This window comes from Desemzia sp. AGC72 (assembly GCF_057334175.1).
Map to the genome: position 1 here is coordinate 54725 of NZ_JBHFIG010000002.1, position 18418 is coordinate 73142.

General features: G+C 35.5%; 18 protein-coding genes. 15 read left to right on the forward strand and 3 right to left on the reverse strand.

Translation table 11 applies throughout. The features are described 5' to 3' along the window. Positions 1-27 precede the first annotated feature (27 nt). Positions 28-957, reverse strand: coding sequence for a ribonuclease HIII (gene rnhC, locus ACE025_RS01770; protein WP_485936863.1), 930 nt, complete (start codon positions 955-957; stop codon positions 28-30). An 808-nt stretch (positions 958-1765) separates the two neighbouring features. On the opposite strand from rnhC, the gene ACE025_RS01775 reads away from it, so the two are divergent. From ACE025_RS01775 to ACE025_RS01815, 9 genes are all read left to right on the forward strand, one after another. After that, complete coding sequence (locus tag ACE025_RS01775) at positions 1766-3223, forward strand: AcpB/EbpR/MafR family transcriptional regulator (protein ID WP_485936865.1); 1458 nt, start codon at positions 1766-1768, stop codon at positions 3221-3223. Positions 3224-3363: 140 nt separating this feature from the next. Further along, positions 3364-3660: a cell division protein ZapA gene (locus ACE025_RS01780; RefSeq protein WP_485936867.1), complete on the forward strand. Its 297-nt coding sequence runs from the start codon at positions 3364-3366 to the stop codon at positions 3658-3660. A 16-nt stretch (positions 3661-3676) separates the two neighbouring features. Then, complete coding sequence (locus tag ACE025_RS01785) at positions 3677-4225, forward strand: CvpA family protein (protein WP_485936869.1); 549 nt, start codon at positions 3677-3679, stop codon at positions 4223-4225. 134 nt (positions 4226-4359) lie between these two features. Beyond that, on the forward strand, positions 4360-6726 hold the full coding sequence (locus tag ACE025_RS01790; protein ID WP_485936870.1) for an endonuclease MutS2: 2367 nt from the start codon (positions 4360-4362) through the stop codon (positions 6724-6726). A gap of 110 nt (positions 6727-6836) precedes the next feature. Beyond that, on the forward strand, positions 6837-7148 hold the full coding sequence (trxA, locus tag ACE025_RS01795; RefSeq protein ID WP_092479842.1) for a thioredoxin: 312 nt from the start codon (positions 6837-6839) through the stop codon (positions 7146-7148). Positions 7149-7266: 118 nt separating this feature from the next. Beyond that, the gene (locus tag ACE025_RS01800; protein ID WP_485936872.1) at positions 7267-8010 is read left to right on the forward strand and encodes an alpha/beta hydrolase; all 744 of its coding nucleotides are present in this window, start codon (positions 7267-7269) and stop codon (positions 8008-8010) included. Positions 8011-8324: 314 nt separating this feature from the next. After that, positions 8325-8594 carry a hypothetical protein gene (locus tag ACE025_RS01805; RefSeq protein ID WP_485936874.1) on the forward strand — a complete coding sequence of 90 codons (270 nt, stop codon included), beginning with the start codon at positions 8325-8327 and terminating at the stop codon, positions 8592-8594. 85 nt (positions 8595-8679) lie between these two features. After that, a complete protein-coding gene (locus tag ACE025_RS01810; protein ID WP_485936876.1) occupies positions 8680-9390 on the forward strand; it encodes an alpha/beta fold hydrolase in 711 nt (236 codons plus the stop codon). A gap of 187 nt (positions 9391-9577) precedes the next feature. Further along, complete coding sequence (locus tag ACE025_RS01815) at positions 9578-11086, forward strand: DUF1846 domain-containing protein (protein WP_485936878.1); 1509 nt, start codon at positions 9578-9580, stop codon at positions 11084-11086. A gap of 76 nt (positions 11087-11162) precedes the next feature. Here ACE025_RS01815 and ACE025_RS01820 read toward each other — a convergent pair whose 3' ends face one another. After that, positions 11163-11876: a Bax inhibitor-1/YccA family protein gene (locus ACE025_RS01820; RefSeq protein WP_485936880.1), complete on the reverse strand. Its 714-nt coding sequence runs from the start codon at positions 11874-11876 to the stop codon at positions 11163-11165. Between the two features lie 212 nt (positions 11877-12088). Between ACE025_RS01820 and ACE025_RS01825 the strand changes: the two genes are divergently transcribed. Both ACE025_RS01825 and ACE025_RS01830 read left to right on the forward strand, forming a co-directional pair. After that, positions 12089-12988, forward strand: coding sequence for an ABC transporter ATP-binding protein (locus tag ACE025_RS01825; protein ID WP_485936882.1), 900 nt, complete (start codon positions 12089-12091; stop codon positions 12986-12988). Further along, complete coding sequence (locus ACE025_RS01830; RefSeq protein ID WP_485936884.1) at positions 12981-14219, forward strand: ABC transporter permease; 1239 nt, start codon at positions 12981-12983, stop codon at positions 14217-14219. The genes ACE025_RS01825 and ACE025_RS01830 overlap by 8 nt, the downstream gene beginning before the upstream one ends. A 96-nt stretch (positions 14220-14315) precedes the next feature. Here the strand turns inward: ACE025_RS01830 and ACE025_RS01835 are convergent, their stop codons facing one another. Continuing rightward, positions 14316-14780 carry a YslB family protein gene (locus tag ACE025_RS01835; RefSeq protein ID WP_485936886.1) on the reverse strand — a complete coding sequence of 155 codons (465 nt, stop codon included), beginning with the start codon at positions 14778-14780 and terminating at the stop codon, positions 14316-14318. A gap of 232 nt (positions 14781-15012) precedes the next feature. Between ACE025_RS01835 and racE the strand changes: the two genes are divergently transcribed. The 4 genes from racE (at position 15013) to cbpB (ending at position 18370) form a co-directional block, all read left to right on the forward strand. Continuing rightward, positions 15013-15828 (forward strand): glutamate racemase, encoded by an 816-nt coding sequence (gene racE / locus ACE025_RS01840; RefSeq protein WP_485936888.1) that lies wholly within the window; start codon positions 15013-15015, stop codon positions 15826-15828. Between the two features lie 39 nt (positions 15829-15867). Continuing rightward, the gene (rph, locus tag ACE025_RS01845; RefSeq protein WP_485936890.1) at positions 15868-17241 is read left to right on the forward strand and encodes a ribonuclease PH; all 1374 of its coding nucleotides are present in this window, start codon (positions 15868-15870) and stop codon (positions 17239-17241) included. Between the two features lie 13 nt (positions 17242-17254). Then, positions 17255-17770, forward strand: a complete 516-nt coding sequence (locus tag ACE025_RS01850; RefSeq protein WP_485936892.1) for a YfcE family phosphodiesterase — start codon at positions 17255-17257, stop codon at positions 17768-17770. Positions 17771-17887: 117 nt separating this feature from the next. After that, entirely contained in the window at positions 17888-18370 is a 483-nt protein-coding gene (cbpB, locus tag ACE025_RS01855; RefSeq protein ID WP_485936894.1) for a cyclic-di-AMP-binding protein CbpB, read from the forward strand. The last annotated feature ends 48 nt before the right edge of the window (positions 18371-18418 follow it).

The following is an 18418-nucleotide window of genomic DNA, read 5'->3' on the forward strand; positions in this document are numbered from 1 at the left end:
AGGGATTATTTTCCTGTTTGACCTTTTTTAATTGTATCCGGCTATTTTTTTAGCTTTATCTGTATTTGCAAAATGTAATTTAGCATATTTATTTAATAAGGAGACCCCGCCGCGCTTTAACAATTTTGCAGCGACTAGATCCGCAGCAGATCCTGCACCTGAAGGAATTTTCATCCCAGCTTCTTTTGTCAGTTCTTCTAATCCAGTTAAAAAAGCGTAACGAGCAATAATAGAAGCTGCAGCTACTGCCAAATGGTGGCTTTCACCTTTCGTCTGAAAATAAACCTTATCTTTCACTTGAATTGCTTGATCTTGGATATGTTTGTAATAAGTAGAAGGCAATTCAAATTGATCAATCAAAATTGCTTCAGGTTTTGTGGGATTGATTTTCGTCAGTACATGATGTAAAGCTTGGTTATGCAATACAGCTTTCATTTTTCCTTGTGACATTTTAGGTTGGATCTGATTGTATTTTTCAGGCATCACATTCAATAAACTGTATGGTAAGAAAGTAATCAAGTCTTTCGCTACTCTACAGATTTCTTTATCGGTCATTTCCTTGGAGTCGCGTACTCCCAACTCTTTCAGCAATTCTAATTGGGACCGATCTACGTAAGCAGCTACTACAGTTAAAGGACCAAAGTAACTACCTGTTCCTACTTCGTCACTCCCTAAGACGGACCAACTGCTGAAACCAGATGGTAACTCAGTGTCCACTTTGCTGGCAGAAACTTTTTTATGAGATTCTTTCCCTTTAGAGGCCCACAAAGAAAATTCCTCTTGAGATTGATTTCCTTGAAATAAAACTTTTCCCGATTTGTACGCAGTGATGTTTACAGAGCCTTTTTTAGCAGCAAATATACTTCCAGGAGGATTGGTTGGTTTTAAATAGTTTTTATACTGTTCTTTCATTTCGTTCAGTATCTGACTTGAAACCATTAGGACTTCGTTAGACATTAAATCACTCTTTTCATAAAAAAGTTAGTATGTACTCTGAATATTTATTAAAAATAGTCTATTTTATAGTATAACAGACTGATAAAGAAAGCAAAAAGACCATAATAACAGCAGGACCATATTTGTTGAAAAGTTTCCTAAATGACACAAAATTTTATTTTAAAATATTTCTCAAGTGATTGTCAATTAGTTGCTGTAAAAAAAAACAGTCAAAATCTACTTTTCAATATGTACTAAAAGAAAGGAAATTCAGAAGAAAATTTGTTATTGTTAGTATAACAAAAGCAAAGGAGTGATGAATTGTACTTTTTTAGGCTTCGTTTACTTAATTCATATCACTTACCTTATCGCTAATTCAACCTCACATCTCTTTCAGGTTTGTATTAAACCGAAACTTCTATTTCAATAGTTGTCATATATGATAAAATTATTCATTCTAATGCACAAATTTATTTCTTTTAGAGACAAATGTTTATGTGGACTCTTATTATCAAATTGTCAATTAGTTGATAAGGTATGTAAGAAAATAACTTTTAAGATTAGAATAATGATAGAAAAGACAACTAAATTGTAAAAACACCAGCCTGCTTTGTTGTCAACATAAAGCAGCACCCAATCACCGATACACCATCCTCAAAAAGCTATGACGCTCGTCTGGCTTTTTTTTTTGCTTAAAATAGAGTAAGCTTATAGAATAAATGGACGAAGAATGTTATATCAGATAAGAAAAGTTCGCATAAAAGATTAATTAAGTATGATACAATGATTAAACAGTTATCATAAAAGTAGATGTTTCGGAGGTGAAATAATGCGTAACTTGTTAGATTCAAGCAGTTTAAGAAGACTAAAGTTTATTGAATACATGTTGGAAGAAAATCGATGGTGGAAGACAGAGCAGATTGCTGATCGATTAGGATGTTCTGAGAGTACGGTTAAATCAGATATCAAGTATTTTCATCTGTATTTTGCCTCTGATTTTAAATTTGAAACTTCCAAACAAAAAGGTGTGCGTTTGATTATTTCCAATACTTTTCGAATGGATAGTTTCTACCAAAAAATCCTTTGTGATTGTTTGAATGTTCAGTTTCTTAACTTATTGTTCTATAATTCGTTTCATACACTAGAAGAATATTCTGAAGAACTGTATACTAGCGTATCTTCTGTAAAAAGATGTATAGAACAAGTAAAGCCGGTCTTGGAAAAATTCGAATTAACAATCCAGCAAAAGCCAATTCGTGTCCAAGGACGAGAAGAAAGGATTTTATTATTTTATAGAATTTTATTCTGGGAAGAATACGGCACCTCTTTTTTAAACCTTCATTTTAATTATATAAATGAGGCATATGAAATGATTACAACGTTTAAACGAGAAAACGATTTAGCTCTATCTTCAACTTTATTGAATAAAACCATTTTATGGTTAGTGCTTGTTTTAGAGCGTTTTTCTGTAGACAATCATATAGAAAATGATTTTAAACCGTTTCTTCCTGTGTCAAAAGAAATCGAGAAGTTTGTTTCTAAAGAAATGAATAAACTGCCTTTTAAGATTAAAAAAGAAGACATTCAGTATATCAGCTACTTTTTGGAGAGTCGGTATATTTATTTTGCTAAAGAGGTCATAGAGACCAATCCGAAATTTAAGAAAGTTTTTAATGATATAGAAGTCTTTTTAAACACTTTATCTAAACGAACGTCTCTCCCTTTGAAGAATATGGCTGTCGTTCAAAAAAGATTATTCAGTCATTATCTTTATAAATTAGAAATGCGAGGCTTGAATTATTCTTTAGTTGAGAGTAATAGAATGATTATTTATAATCAAGAAGGAACGTATGATGAATTATTAGAAACAGCTGTCAATACACTAGAATCCTTAGATAAAGCAGAATGGAGTGAAGCAGTACTAAAAGCACCAGTTGATTTTTTATATATTCTCATCATTACTTGGGAAAATCTTACAACAGAAATTTTAAAACACCGGGAAAAAGTTAATATACTTATTATGTCACAATTTGGATTATATTATGAACGATATTTGGAAGAACTCTTAAATTTGCATTTCTCTTATAGATTAAATACTTTCTTGCTTACGAAAAATAATTATCCAGACTCCATAGAACTAATCATTACGGATCACGAGACAACAGAACTGGAGTTGCAATTGGATAATTCTATCCCTATAGCTGAAATTAAATATTCTGTCAATCATAAAAGTTGGGATCGGGTCAATACTTTAATCAATGAAATATATTTAAAAAAAAATAAATAATCAAAAAAAAAATAACTTATAAAAAAATAGAGCCAGGAAAAAGTGTATACTTCATTTCCTGGTTTTTTTTTAAAACTCTACAAATTCAAACCGATTCATGTTAAAATAAAATGAAATGTGTTTAACTAGGAGGGTGTTCGGTGTCTAAAGATAAAATACGGTATAAAGCAACGATAGCAGGAAAAGAGTATACCATTATCGGGGCACGCTCGATACAACATTTGCAAGTTGTTGAAAAAACAATCGATGAACAATTAAAACAAATTGAAAAGTTGACAAAAGGATTGGATCCTGAAAGAAGAGCTGTATTAGCAGCAGTAAACGCAGTATCCGATCAAATTGAAATGCAAATCAAAATGCAGCAAATGGAAAAAGAGTTGGAGCAGCTGAGACAAGAAGTAAAAAACTTCCAACAAACAGACCTGAATGAAGAATAAAGGGTGAGGCCAATATATGTGGATGACAATCGGAATCATTGTATTTTTATTGATCGGTATTTACAGTGGAGCAAGAAGAGGATTGATTTTACAATTGATTCTTTCCATTGGATTTTTAATAGCTTACTATTTTGCAAGCAGATATTACTTAGAAGTGAGTAAATATTTACAGTTATTGATTCCTTATCCCTCAGCTTCTATAGATGATTCATTTGAATTTTATAGCGGTGCTTTGAGTCTGCAATTGGATGAGGCTTTCTATCATGGAATCTCATTCTTATTGATTCTATTTTTGGGCTGGTTGGCAACTCGTTTTATCGGCGGACTGTCAAGAGGAGTCAAATTTCTACCTGTAGTCAAACAAGCCAATGCCCTGGGTGGAGCCGTTATTGGCGGAATCTTATCTTATGTAGAAGTATTCCTGCTGTTGTTTGTTTTGACAATGCTGCCTTTGGATTTTATTCAAGAACAGTTTTCAAATAGCGGACTCGCAAGAATGATTGTAAGCAGCACTCCAATCTTATCAGAACAAATTTATTCTTGGTGGGTAAGTACCATCAATTAAACAATCGAACTGGATAAACAAAAGAAATCGTTTCTGCTGTATCAGAAGAAACGATTTCTTGTTGTATTGATGTACACATTCAATTTGGATGTCGTTAGTGAAAAGAGAGACCGAGTATAAAACGAGGTGAAGACATGAATCAAAAAATATTAAAAACATTAGAATTCCAAAAAATTATTCAAGAATTGGCATCATTTGCTTCTTCAACTTTAGGTAAAGAACTGATTATGGATCTGCATCCGTCTACACTAAAAGATGAAGTCATGCATTGGCAAGAAGAGACAGCTGACGGAGTACAAATCGAACGATTACGCGGAGGAATGCCCATTCCAAAATTAGAAAATGTGAGACCACATTTGAAGCGGTTGGACATAGGAGCATCATTGAATGCAGTTGAAATCGCGCAAATTGGAAAAATTCTAACGACCACTACAGAAACACGCCGTTTTTTTGACGAATTGAAAGAAACAGGGATTGAATTTTACCGCTTATATACGATTACGGATCAATTTGTGACAACGCCGCAATTGAATCAACGAATTCGTGAAACGGTCAATGAAGATGGTCATATTTTAGATGATGCCAGTCCTGCTTTACGAGGGATTCGAGTCGGTATCAAAAAAGGCGAAAATGCGGTCCGAGAAAAATTAGAATCTGTTATTCGCGGAAAAAGCGCAAAGTATCTGAGTGATGCGTTGATCACTATCAGAAATGACCGCTATGTTGTACCAGTAAAGCAAGAATACCGAAATTACTTCGGCGGTGTCGTACATGATCAAAGTTCTACAGGGCAAACGTTGTTTATTGAACCGAAAGCAGTAGTAGAGTTGAATAACCGATTGCGTCAATTGCAAATTGAAGAACGCCACGAAGAAGACCGAATATTGGCTGAACTTTCTGAAGAAATCGCTCCATACAGCAAAGAAATCCACTATAATATGCTGTTATTAGCTCAATTAGATTTCATCGGAGCTAAAGCTGCTTATGCTAAAAGCATCCAAGCTGTACGTCCAGAAATAAACGATGAAAATGAAGTGAAATTGTATAATGCACGCCATCCTCTGTTAGATCAAAAAACAGTCGTGCCGAATGACATTTTTATCGGCGGAGAGTATCAGGCTGTTGTTATTACCGGACCTAATACTGGTGGGAAGACAGTCATCTTAAAAACATTAGGCTTACTCCAATTAATGGGACAATCCGGATTGCAGATTCCAGCCGCAGAAGAAAGCCAGATCGGCATTTTTAATGAAGTCTTTGCGGACATTGGGGACGAACAATCGATTGAACAAAGTTTAAGTACTTTTTCATCTCATATGACAAATATTGTATCAATTTTGCGAAAAATGGATGAGAAAAGTTTGATTATATTTGATGAACTAGGCGCAGGAACTGACCCTCAAGAAGGAGCAGCTCTTGCAATTGCTATACTGGATCAAATTGGTTCTATCGGCAGCTCAGTTATGGTAACCTCACATTATCCTGAATTGAAAGTTTATGGCTATAATCATGCTAAAACAATCAATGCCAGTATGGAGTTTGATGTAGATACATTAAGTCCAACCTATCGCTTGTTGTTCGGTGTTCCAGGTAGAAGTAATGCTTTTGAGATCTCTAAACGATTAGGACTCAGTCCTGATATCATCCAAAATGCGCGTCATTTGATTGATGGGGAAACACAAAATCTGAATGAGATGATCGCGGATTTAGAGAATACTCGAAAAATGACAGAAATGGAATATCAAGAAATTCGAGAGCATGTCAATGAAGCGGATCAATTATTGAAAGACTTGAAAACAGCTGTGCAAGAGTTCTGGCAAGAACGAGACGACTTGATGAAGAAAGCAAAAGAAAAAGCTAATCAAACAGTTGAACAAGCACAAGAAGATGCAGAAAAAGTGATTGCCGATTTAAGAAACAAACAGTTGGAAAGCGGTATTGACGGAGCAATAAAAGAGCATGAGTTTATAGATGCTAAAACGCGTTTAGCAAACTTGCGCCACGAAGAAGCTTTATCAAAAAATAAAGTCTTGAAAAAAGAAAAAGCCAAACAAACCTTGAAGCCAGGAGATGATGTCAAAGTTCAATCCTTCGGCCAAAAAGGAATCATTATTGAAAAAGCAGGAGATAATCAATGGGTGGTTCAAATGGGCATGCTGAAAATGAAGTTGGATGAGAGCGACTTGATTTTGACTGCGCCAGAAAAAGAACCTGCTCGCAGAACAGCTACGTTGAAATCTGCCAGTCAAAGTCATGTTTCTCCGCAATTGGATCTTCGTGGAGAAAGGTATGAAAACGCCTTGGCTAGAATGGATCAATATTTAGATGCCGCATTGCTGGCTAACTACCCTCAAGTAACGATTGTACACGGTAAAGGGACAGGAGCTTTGCGTAAAGGAGTAACAGAAGCCTTAAAACGTCATCCTTCTGTAAAAACATACGGATATGCACCTGCAAATCAAGGCGGTAATGGGGCAACAATAGTAGAATTTAAAAATTAAGTACAAAAAGTAGAAATCTCATACAGAGTTTGTTATAATAAAACTAATAAAGGCTTACTAATTATAAGTTAAGCAGCTAAAGTAAGCAATTCTATAGGAGGAATAATATTATGGTACAAGCAGTAACAGATGCTACATTTGAAACAGAAACAAAAGACGGCTTAACAGTAACGGATTTTTGGGCAACTTGGTGCGGACCCTGTCGTATGCAATCTCCAGTTTTAGATGAATTGGATGAAGAAATCGGCGATGAAGTAAAATTTGTTAAAATGGACGTGGATGCAAATCCTCAAGTTCCAGCTTCATTTGGGATTATGAGTATCCCTACATTGTTAGTGAAAAAAGATGGTGAAGTAGTGGAAAAATTAATCGGCTACCACAGTAAAGAACAAATTGAAGATGTATTAAGCAAACACAAATAAGAAACGATAAAAGAAGCTGGGACTCAATAGACCTCAGCTTCTTTTTTATGAATTTTTTTACCACTATAAGTGTTATACTGATAAAAAAATCAGTTCAAAAAGCAGAGGAGTGTAATAAATGCAGTATAAAAAAGGAAAAAAATTATGGATCGTTTTAGGTGTCTTGGTTTTGATATTTGGAATAGGGACTGTTTGGTACTTATCTGATGCTTATGAACCGCAAAAAACGGCAATTGAAGCTTTGAAATCAACTAATGACGTAACTGTCATTGAAGGAGACGACTATATCAGCTTTGAACCAATGGAAAATAAAACCAGTAGTGGACTTATTTTCTATCAGGGAGGTAAAGTAGAAGAAGAAGCTTATGCTCCCTTAATGAAAAATTTAGCTGAAAAAGGTATTTCAGTATATTTGGTAAGAATGCCTTTTAATTTGGCTGTTTTTAACAGTGGTGCAGCGGAGGAAGTATTAACGGAACACGAAGAAATCAATAATTGGTATCTTTCGGGACATTCATTAGGCGGAGTAATGGCGGCGTCATTTGTAGAAAAACAACCTGAAGAATTTGAAGGCGTCATTTTTTTGGCTTCTTATCCAGCAGGCGACTTTTCTGCAACTTCGATAGATACACTTTCTATCTATGGAACCAATGATGAAGTGTTGAATGAGGAAGCTTACTTTGAAGCATTCGATTCTCTACCAAGTGGAAAATCAGCAGTTATTGAAGGCGGAAATCATGCTCAATTTGGAAACTATGGACATCAAAAAGGTGATGGAACAGCAATCATATCCGTTGAGGAGCAACAAGATAACACAGTAGAAATCATTATAGAATTTATAGAAGAAACAACAGAAAACTAAAGCTGAAATCTCTGTAATCACTGTATATAAAGTTAGAAAAAAATTGTTCATATATTTGTGACGAAAAAGCTACGACTATGAAAAAAGGTATACTTTCTATTTTATTTTTTTTATAATTGATTCATAAAAATGAAAAAGAACTGAATAGTTTTCTGCTAAGTTGTACATACTCGTATAAAACAAGATCACCGAAAACTTGTTTTATTCTTAGTACAAAAATAATCGCTTCAATAGATCCTAACCGAGTAAGAAGATAGCAGTTGGACGGGCACAATTCACATTTCTTATTTATTAGTATTATAGGAGGTAGAAATATGAACAATCAATTAATGAAGAAAGCAGCAGAAAAATATGAGATGATTTTTGAAGGAATAGAAGATAAATGGATTTTGAAAGTTTGCCCGGAAGATTTAATAGAAAATGCTGATGGAGAATTGGATTGCCCATTAGAGTATGTTTTGAGGAGAAATGATTATTCCTTGAAAGATTTAAATGAATTGTCTCCGATTCGTGCAATATTTGTACAAAAGAAAAACGGAGATTCTATCGTCTTGAATGAAATTTCTTTAAACGTTAATTTTTAAAACAGAGAACTTCTTGGAGAACAAATTTTGTTCAACCAAGAAGTTTTTTGTTTACTATGGAAAATTAAATTGAAGGAGGAGAAAAATGAAATCTGTTTATATACACTTAAAAGAGGGAGCGCTGCATTGTAAGATAGGCGGAACTGGGGAACATTTATTGTTGCTGCATGGAAATGGTGAAGACCATACCATTTTCCAACAGCAGATCGAATACTTTAAACCTTCTTATACTGTTATCGCTTTGGATACGAGAGGTCATGGGAAATCAGCTGCAAAACAAGAAACATTGACTTTTGAGACTTTTGTTAAAGATATTGATCAGGTATTAAATCATTTACATATTGAAAAAACGTCTATCATAGGATTTAGCGATGGCGGGAATATAGCGTTGTTGTTTGCGCAATATTTTCCTGAAAAAGTAACAAAACTTGTTATCGTAGGGGCTAACACCGAACCTGAAGGAATGAGAAAGGCAGAGTTGTTAAAAGTAGAAGCAGAACTCGCAGCCATAAAAGTTAGAGGATTTTTTGATTCGAAATTTCGGGCAAAAAGAGCTATCTATGAGTTGATGACTATTCAATTGAGAAAAGTGAAGTTCGATTTAACGAAGATTCTCTCCCCTACTTTAGTGATGGCAGGAGAAAATGATGTGATCAAGCTGTCTCATACTCAATGGATCGCCCGGCAAATAAAAAATAGTCGATTAGCAATCATACCGAAAGCAAATCACTTCTTTTTATTGAAAAAACCAAGTGAATTTAATGCAATCGTAGAATCTTTTTTAAAAAAACATTGAATACTCAGCAAAAGAATCTATAATAGATATGTGAGATAAAAATAATTTTTTTTACGAAACGTATAAAACAGGGGAATGTTAGAGCTGATGTATGAGGCTCTATTTTTATTTTTAAGAGTAAAAACGGGACAGCTGGATAAAATCTAGAAAAGCTGGACTAATTTGTTGGAAAGCATGGAGGGTTTTGATGAACAAACTAGGATTTGATCCACAAAAATATATCGAAGAACAAACGAAATATATTTTAGAACGAGTGAATAATTATGATAAGCTTTATTTAGAATTTGGCGGTAAATTGATTGGAGATAAGCATGCTAAACGTGTTTTGCCCGGTTTTGATGAAGATGCTAAAATCAAATTATTGCAAAAATTAAAAGATAAATCAGAAATCATCATCTGTGTCTATGCAGGAGATATTGAACGCAATAAAATTCGTGGGGATTATGGAATCACGTATGACATGGATGTCTTTCGTTTGATCGATGAATTGAGAGAATACGAATTGAAAGTTAATAGCGTTGTGATTACTCGTTATCATGGACAACCTTCTACTAAGTTATTCATTAATAAATTGGAAAAAAGGGATATCAAAGTATACACACATGAGTCGATCGATGGATATCCTTCCAATTTAGATGTAATTGTCAGTGAAGACGGATTTGGAAAAAATGAGTTTATTCCTACTACAAAACCTATCGTAGTCGTTACAGCCCCAGGTCCAGGCAGCGGAAAATTAGCGACAAGTTTAAATCAGCTGTATCATGAACGTCGTCAAGGAAAAGTAGCCGGTTATTCAAAATTTGAAACATTCCCAGTGTGGAATGTTCCAATAAAACATCCATTGAACATTGCTTATGAAGCAGCAACGGTAGATTTGAAAGATGTTAATATGATTGATAACTTCCATTACGAAAAATACAATGAGATTGCTGTAAATTATAACCGCGATATAGAAACCTTCCCAGTAATCAAACGAATCATTGAAAAAATCACGGGAAAAGAATCCGTCTTCCAATCACCAACTGATATGGGTGTAAACCGTGTCGGGTTTGGGATCGTAGATGATGAAGTCGTTCAAGAAGCTTCAAAACAAGAAATCATTCGCAGAAGCTTTGCGATTGAAACAGACTTTAAAAAAGGTCTTGTAGATGAAGAAGTGTTGAATCGAATGAAATTGATTATGGAAGAAGTGGAATTAAGTCAAGTTGACCGTGTGCCCGTTAAACCAGCTCGTGAATATGCTGAGAAAGTAAAAAATCTTTCAGAAACAAAAGATATACAAGCTGTTATTGCTTTTGAATTAGGTAATGGTCAAATCATTACGGGGAGAACCACTCCACTGATGGATTCCTGTTCAGCAGGAGTATTGAACTCTATCAAAGCCTTAGCAAATATATCTGATGAGATTCATTTGTTGTCACCAATGGTTTTAGAAACCATTCAGAATATGAAAACCAATGACTTGCATAGTAAACTTCCAGCATTGAATGTGAATGAAATTTTGATCGCATTAGCCATTAGTGCTGTTACGAACCCAACGGCACAATTAGCGTATAACAAACTCTCAGAGTTGAATGGAGTGCAAGCTCATTCGACTGTTATGCTCAATAGAGACGATGAGCAAGTATTGCGCAAACTTGGAATTGATGTAACATGTGATCCGATTTATCCTTCTGAGAATTTGTATTACTTATAAAAATATAGAATCAGTGATACTTTTCTACAATAAGAAAAGCAAAACGAGCAGGATTTTTCCTGCTCGTTTTGCTTTTTTATCTTCTTTTTCCAAATATACGCAATAGACTCAAGAATAAATTGATAAAGTCTAAGTAAAGTTCTAAAGCACAACCAATTGCTATACTGCTGATAGCGGAGGTATTACCAAATTGTTGGTAAATCGTTTTACATTTTTGTGTATCATAAGCTGTTAAACCGACGAAAATAATTACTGTAATAATAGAAAGAACAAAATCTGCAGTACTGCTTTGCAAGAAGAAAACGTTGACCAGAGAAGCTATGATCAACCCTAACAACATACTAAGTAAAATTCCGCCCAATGAAGACAAGTCTTTTTTAGTGACGAAACCGATCAAGCTCATAACAGCAAATAAAGCAAATGCTGAAATAAAAGCGTTGAAGATACTTGCGGTTGTGTAAGCCAACAAAACTACAGATATCGTGATTCCATTGACGATCGAATAAGATATAAATTTAAGTGCATAATTGACTGGCGACTTCATCTTTTCCGGGTTGAAGCGGAAACTGAAGACCAAGACTAATTCCAATATAATAAATCCATATATAGCCATGCCGTCTGTAGAAATGATAAGATCCCAAAAAGCATTTGCAATAGGCGTATATGTGTAAAGCAGCAAGTAAACGACACTTGCGCTCAACAGCACTCCTATCGCCATCCAAGCATAAACATTAGCCATGAACTTAGAAAAGCCTCTTTTCGCATCAATAAAGTGCTCTTGACTATTCATTTTTTTCATCCTCCAAAGTAGTGATAAAATGATATATAATTTTCTATAGTTTACCTGACTTTAGCGGGAAGGTCAAAGTTATTTACTGGGTCAGTTTGAAAAAAATAAGTTGCTATTTAATAGAAATTGCACAGGAATGATTTCGACATCTTGTGAAGGTATGTTACTATAAAATACGTACATAATATATTTTTAATTGCAGGAGGGATAGAATGTTAGAAGCGAAGAACCTAAAGAAGAGCTTTGGTGATCTGACAGCGGTAAATGATGTCAGCTTTACCATCAAACAAGGTGAAATCCTAGGAATGATCGGACAAAATGGTGCTGGGAAAACTACGACATTCCGCTTGATTTTGGATTTTTTAACAGCTGATTCGGGAGAAATTTTATGGAATGGCAAGCCGCTGACTAAAGAAGATTACAACATTATCGGTTACTTGCCAGAAGAAAGAGGATTGTATCCTAAAGTAACGATAGAAGATCAATTGATTTACTTTGCTCGTTTACGAGGGAAAACCAAAAAAGAAGTCAAACCTTTGATCGATATGTGGATGGAAAAGTTCCAGGTTAAAGGTAAAAAGACAGATAAAGTAAAATCTTTGTCTAAAGGAAATCAACAAAAAGTTCAGCTGATTGCTACATTATTACATAATCCAAAATTAGTGATTCTTGATGAGCCGTTCAGTGGATTGGACCCTGTAAACGCTGGATTGTTAGAAGCAGGGATCAAAGAATTGAAAGACAGAGGCGCATGTGTCATTTTTTCAAGCCATAATATGAATAATGTTGAAGAAATCTGTGATCATTTATTGATGTTACGAGACGGTTCTTCAGTTTTAAAAGGCACTGTAAAAGAAATCCGCGAACAGTTCGGACGGACAAAGCTGTTTTTAGAAACAACTATGAGCCAGAAAGAATTAAGTGAGCTTCCAGGTGTTAAAAATATTCATTTAACCAAAGAGGGTGTTTACGCTATTGATTTAGAAGATGCATCATATGGAGAAAGCATTTTTAATACGGTTACTAAAAATGGATATATCCCTACTTTTAGTCAGCAGCCGCCTAGTTTAGAAGAAATATTTAAAAAGAAAGCGGGTGAGCCGCATGAATAAATTTTGGGTCGTTGTCGGACAAGTCTATAAAAAAAATGTCCAATCGTTAGGATTTTTATCTATGGTTTTTGCACCAATTGTTATAATAGCCGTTATCGGAGCTATTATTTATTTTGTTTCAGACTCAGAAAGCGGTGTACCTGAAATTGCCGTCTTAACTGACGATCAACAAGTAACCTCTATTTTACAATCTGAAACCGAACAGTTTGAAGTGAATCCGGATATCACTACTGCTGCAGATGCGGAAGCCGCTATAGAAGCAGAAGAGCTAGACGGGTATTTAGTGGTTAAGGAAGAGAATGGTGTGTATACTGGGAATTATACTTATTCGCCAGACAGCCAGGAATTGGATACTTTGTATTTGAACAGCCTGCTTACAACGATTCAACAAAGTCAGCGAGCAGCTGAGTTGGGCTTGGAACAGGAAGATATTGCCAACTTGTTGACTCCTGCAACATTAGAAGAAACAAGGATAGAATTTGAAGGTGGCGGGATTACTACTACTGAAAGTGCTGAAGATGCGATTCGAATGGCGGGTGCTTATGTAGTTGGTATTGCGGTGTTTATGTTCATTATGACTTATTCAAGTATTATAGGAGAAGAAATTGCTTCTGAAAAAGGTACAAGAATCATGGAAGTTATTTTATCCAGTGTTTCCTCAACGACCCATTTCTTCGGGAAACTAGTGGCGATCGTGTTGATATGCTTCACTCAAATTGCCATTTATGCTCTCTTAGGGGCAATAGCCTTACAAGTCGGTTTCGTAAAAGATTTGCTTGAAGGGTTTGATATTTCTGCTATTCTGCAAGGATTTGTCGGGACGTCACTGATTTATTTTGTGTTAGGAATCGTGTTGTACGCTGTTTTAGCAGCTTTCTTAGGATCGCTTGTTTCAAAAGTAGAAGATGTTTCAAAAGCGGTCACGCCTATTGTGTTTTTATCTCTTGCCGGTTTTTATGCAGGTTTATTCGCGTTTTACAATCCAACGCACATGGTCATCAAAATCGGATCATATATCCCGCTATTTACTTCGTTTATCATGCCGTTTAGAGTAGCGAGCGATACAGTTACAACAACAGGCGTAACGGTATCGATCGTGTTGCTGATTGTATTTGTTTTATTGACAACTTGGCTGTCACTCTTACTATACCGCTCAAGTGTTCTTATTTACTCTGATGCAGGTATGTTTAAAACTATGCAGATATCTCTAAAAGCGATGAAGAAGAAGTAGCCCAAAGAGTTAAGAGCGTTATCGGTAAAATTGCTGTTAAAATAAAATTTCTAAAAAACCGTCAGAAAAGGAAGAAAGATCCTTTTTCTGACGGTTTTAGTTATCTGCATCGACTTCAACGAAATCTTTATTGTCCCACTTCAAAGTGATCACAACGGTCTTGTTTTTGATGACTTCTGCATATGCTTCTGCATAAACACCATTTATATGTTGCATTTGTTCTGCTAAAAAACCAGCTTCCAGAGAAAAAACGGCTCCTTTTTGAGCTAAACGCAAGTCGATCAATTTTCCAGAAAGACTATATGTAGAAGAAGAACGTTTTTCTTTTGTACGGATTAGTGTTCCAAATGAAGCTTGTTCGAAAAAAAGAACCACATCTTCAAAACTCGTTAAAGGATGATTACGAGCCAGTTCTTTACCGGCCCAATATAAAATAGCTTCAGCATCTTTGCCTAATATGTTCGTTAATAATTCCGTTCGGATCAATTCGTGTCCAAATAAGTTAACGGGGGTATTTAACAATTCTAGATTCTGTTCTTCGGGTTTTAGTTTCTTTTTCAATGATTTCACCTCAATAGTTTCCTATATTATTATACATTGATTAATAGAAGAAACCTACTATTTTTTATGCAAAGCCCAGTGAAAAAAGGACTTTGACAAAATAAATTCACTGTTTTTTGAGGAAAAACTAAATAAGTCTGCAAACAAGGGTATATAGACTTGAATTTTTAGGATAAAACAGCGACAATAAATACTAGAGCAGTATAATTTTTATAATAAAGGTTGTTAAAATATGAAAAAACAAGCAATAGGTTTTATAGATTCAGGAGTCGGCGGATTAACAGTCGTAAAAGAAGCTATGCGTCAATTGCCAAATGAATCCATTTATTATGTTGGCGATACAGCTCGTTGCCCGTACGGACCAAGACCTCAAGAACAGGTGCTGCAATTTACATGGGAAATGACTCAATTTTTATTAAGCAAAGACATTAAAATGCTGGTCATTGCTTGTAATACAGCTACAGCCGTAGCATTGGAAGATATTAAAAAGAAATTGGCTATACCTGTAATAGGCGTTATTATGCCAGGGAGCAGAGCTGCAATCAAATCCACATCTAATAATCGAGTAGGCATCATTGGGACAGAAGGAACTGTTAAAAGCAAAATGTATGAACAATTGATTCACGACAAAGATAACCAAGTGGAAGTCATTAGTCTAGCTTGTCCCAAATTTGTTCCTTTGGTAGAAAGCAACGAATACCGAAGTGCGATAGCCAAAAAAGTTGTAGCTGAGACAATGAAACCTTTGAAAAATAAACAGTTGGATACATTGATTTTAGGATGTACTCACTATCCTCTATTGCGCCCAATCATCCAAAATGTAATCGGAGAAAATGTTACGTTGATCGATTCTGGAGCAGAAACGATTAGTGAAGTGAGCACTATTTTAGATTACTACGACCTGGCCGAAAAAAGTCAAAAGAAAACTTCTAGTGAACGTAAGTTTTATACAACAGGTTCTAAGCAAATGTTTCATGACATAGCTTCACAATGGTTAGGATTGAAAGAATTAGAAGTAGAACAGATTCACCTAGGAACTGCGGAATAATAAACAACAGTACTAAAGTTGTGATGAAGGAGTCCAGTTATGCGTAATGATAATAGAAAAGCAGCAGAGTTAAGAAAAGTAACTATTGAACCAAATTACTTGATGCACCCAGAAGGATCCGTTTTAATTTCAGTTGGGGACACAAAAGTGATCTGCACGGCGACAATCGAGGATAAAGTTCCCCGATTCTTAAAGGGACAAAATAGCGGGTGGGTTCATGCAGAGTACAATATGCTGCCTCGTGCGACACAGCAGCGAAAACAGCGTGACGCTGTTCGTGGCCAAATAAACGGGAGAACAATGGAAATCCAACGATTGATTGCTCGCTCCCTTCGCTCAGTGGTCGATTTGGAAAAACTAGGAGAAAAAACGATTGTAATAGATTGTGATGTAATTCAAGCCGATGGTGGAACAAGGACAGCAAGTATTACGGGCGGGTTTGTTGCTCTGAGTTTAGCTGTTCAAAAACTGGTCAATCAACAGCTGGTAAAAGAAACTCCGGTTTTGGAAAATATCGCAGCTATCAGTGTAGGAATGTCTTTGCAAGAAGATATCTTATTGGATTTAGATTTTAGTGAAGACAGCTCAGCAGCTGTAGATATGAATTTAGTCATGACTTCCAGCGGGAAATTTGTAGAGATCCAAGGCACAGGGGAAAAAGCGCCTTTTTCTAAAGCGCAAATGGATGAGATGATGGAAATAGGAGAAGCAGGCATTCTTCAATTGTTTGATCTACAAAACAAAGCCATCAGAGAAGGGAACCGTATGAATCAAAATTTAGCTCCTCTTGACTTAAGTAAAAGCAAAAAAGAAATTTTAATTGCTACTCGCAATAAAGGAAAAGCAGCTGAGTTTGAAAGTTTATTTGGTAAAAAAGGATTCACAGTTAAAACCTTGTTAGACTATCCTGATATTCCCGACGTAGAAGAAACAGGAACAACGTTTGCTGAGAATGCTCTGTTAAAAGCTGAAACCATAGCAGATAAACTGAATATGCTTGTTTTGGCTGATGATTCTGGATTAAAGGTAGATTATTTGGATGGCAATCCTGGAGTTTATTCAGCAAGATATGCAGGAGAAAGAAAAAGCGATGCAGCAAATAACGCAAAATTAATGCATGAACTGACCGATGTACCTTTTGAAAAAAGAACAGCTCAGTTCCACTGTACATTGGCTTTAGCTGCGCCCGGAAAAGAGAGTTTAGTTGTTGAAGGAGAAGTAGAAGGACATATTTTGTCTATTCCGCGAGGAGAAAATGGGTTTGGTTATGATCCATTATTTTTTGTAGCAGACAAAAATAAGACGATGGCAGAAATGATGGAAGATGAAAAAAATGCTGTCAGCCATCGAGCAAAAGCTTTGATCAATTTGGAAAAAGTTTGGGACGAATGGATTTCAATGTTAGATAAATAAGGAGAATCCGATAATGAAAATACTTGTTGTTAGTGATAGTCATGGGGATAGGGAAGTTTTAGTAGAGCTTCGGGACAAATACAAAGAGAGTATGAGCAAATTGTTCCATTGCGGGGATTCAGAGTTGGAAGCATCGGATGATATTTGGGAGAGTTTCATCACAGTAAGAGGGAATATGGATTTTGACCCGCGTTTCGAACTGGAACAAATCGTAGACGTTGGGAGCAATCGCTTTTTTATGGCTCACGGACATTATTTGGATGTGAAATCTTCTATGGTGCCACTTCTAGATGCCGCAAAAAAAGCAAAAGCAAACTTCGCTTTTTTTGGACATTCACATGAATTGGGTGTAGAGAAAAGAGATGGAATCGTTTTATTGAATCCAGGAAGTATTTTACAGCCTAGAGGGAAATATCATGTTAAAACGTATGCTATTGTAGAGGTAGACGAAAGAGAAATAACGGTTTCTTATTATGATCGTAACCATACACCAATTGAAGGACTAGTTGTTCAGTACAGTAAAATATAAAGGAAGTTTATCAATTTAGTTAAAACTTTTTAAATAGTTGCTAAAACATATGATTATTTGCTTGTGTACTGTAAAATACCAATAGTAATGAAGATGATATTTAGGAGGAAACCATCCATGATTGGAGATAAAATCCAAGAGATGTTTTTAGAAAATCAAGAAAATTACTTGATTCCTGCCAGTGAAGTAGCACATGTCCAAGCAGAAAATAATTTGAACCATGCCCTGCTAGTTTTAACCAAAATCGGATTTAATGTTATCGTTGTTTTAGACAAAGAAGCCCGTGTCAGCGGACTCATTTCCATCCCCATGATCATAGAAGCTATCACAGGGGTTACAGAAATTCATTTTGACCAGTTAGACTCACTAACGGTAGGCGAAGTGATGCGAACTGATTTTGCCGTTTTAAATGATGATTATGAACTGGAAGATCTGTTGCATTTGCTAGTCGATAATGCGTTTATCTGTATTGTAGACAGCGAAAAGAAATTTCAAGGTATCGTCACAAGACGAGAAATTCTAAAATCAGTAAACCATGTAGCGCATGGATTTGAGCATCGTTATGATGTTCAACCGCATCAAGAATCAATTTGTCAGTAAATTTCTAGTTGATCAATTAATGATCAATCAATCATCAAGCTGAAATAA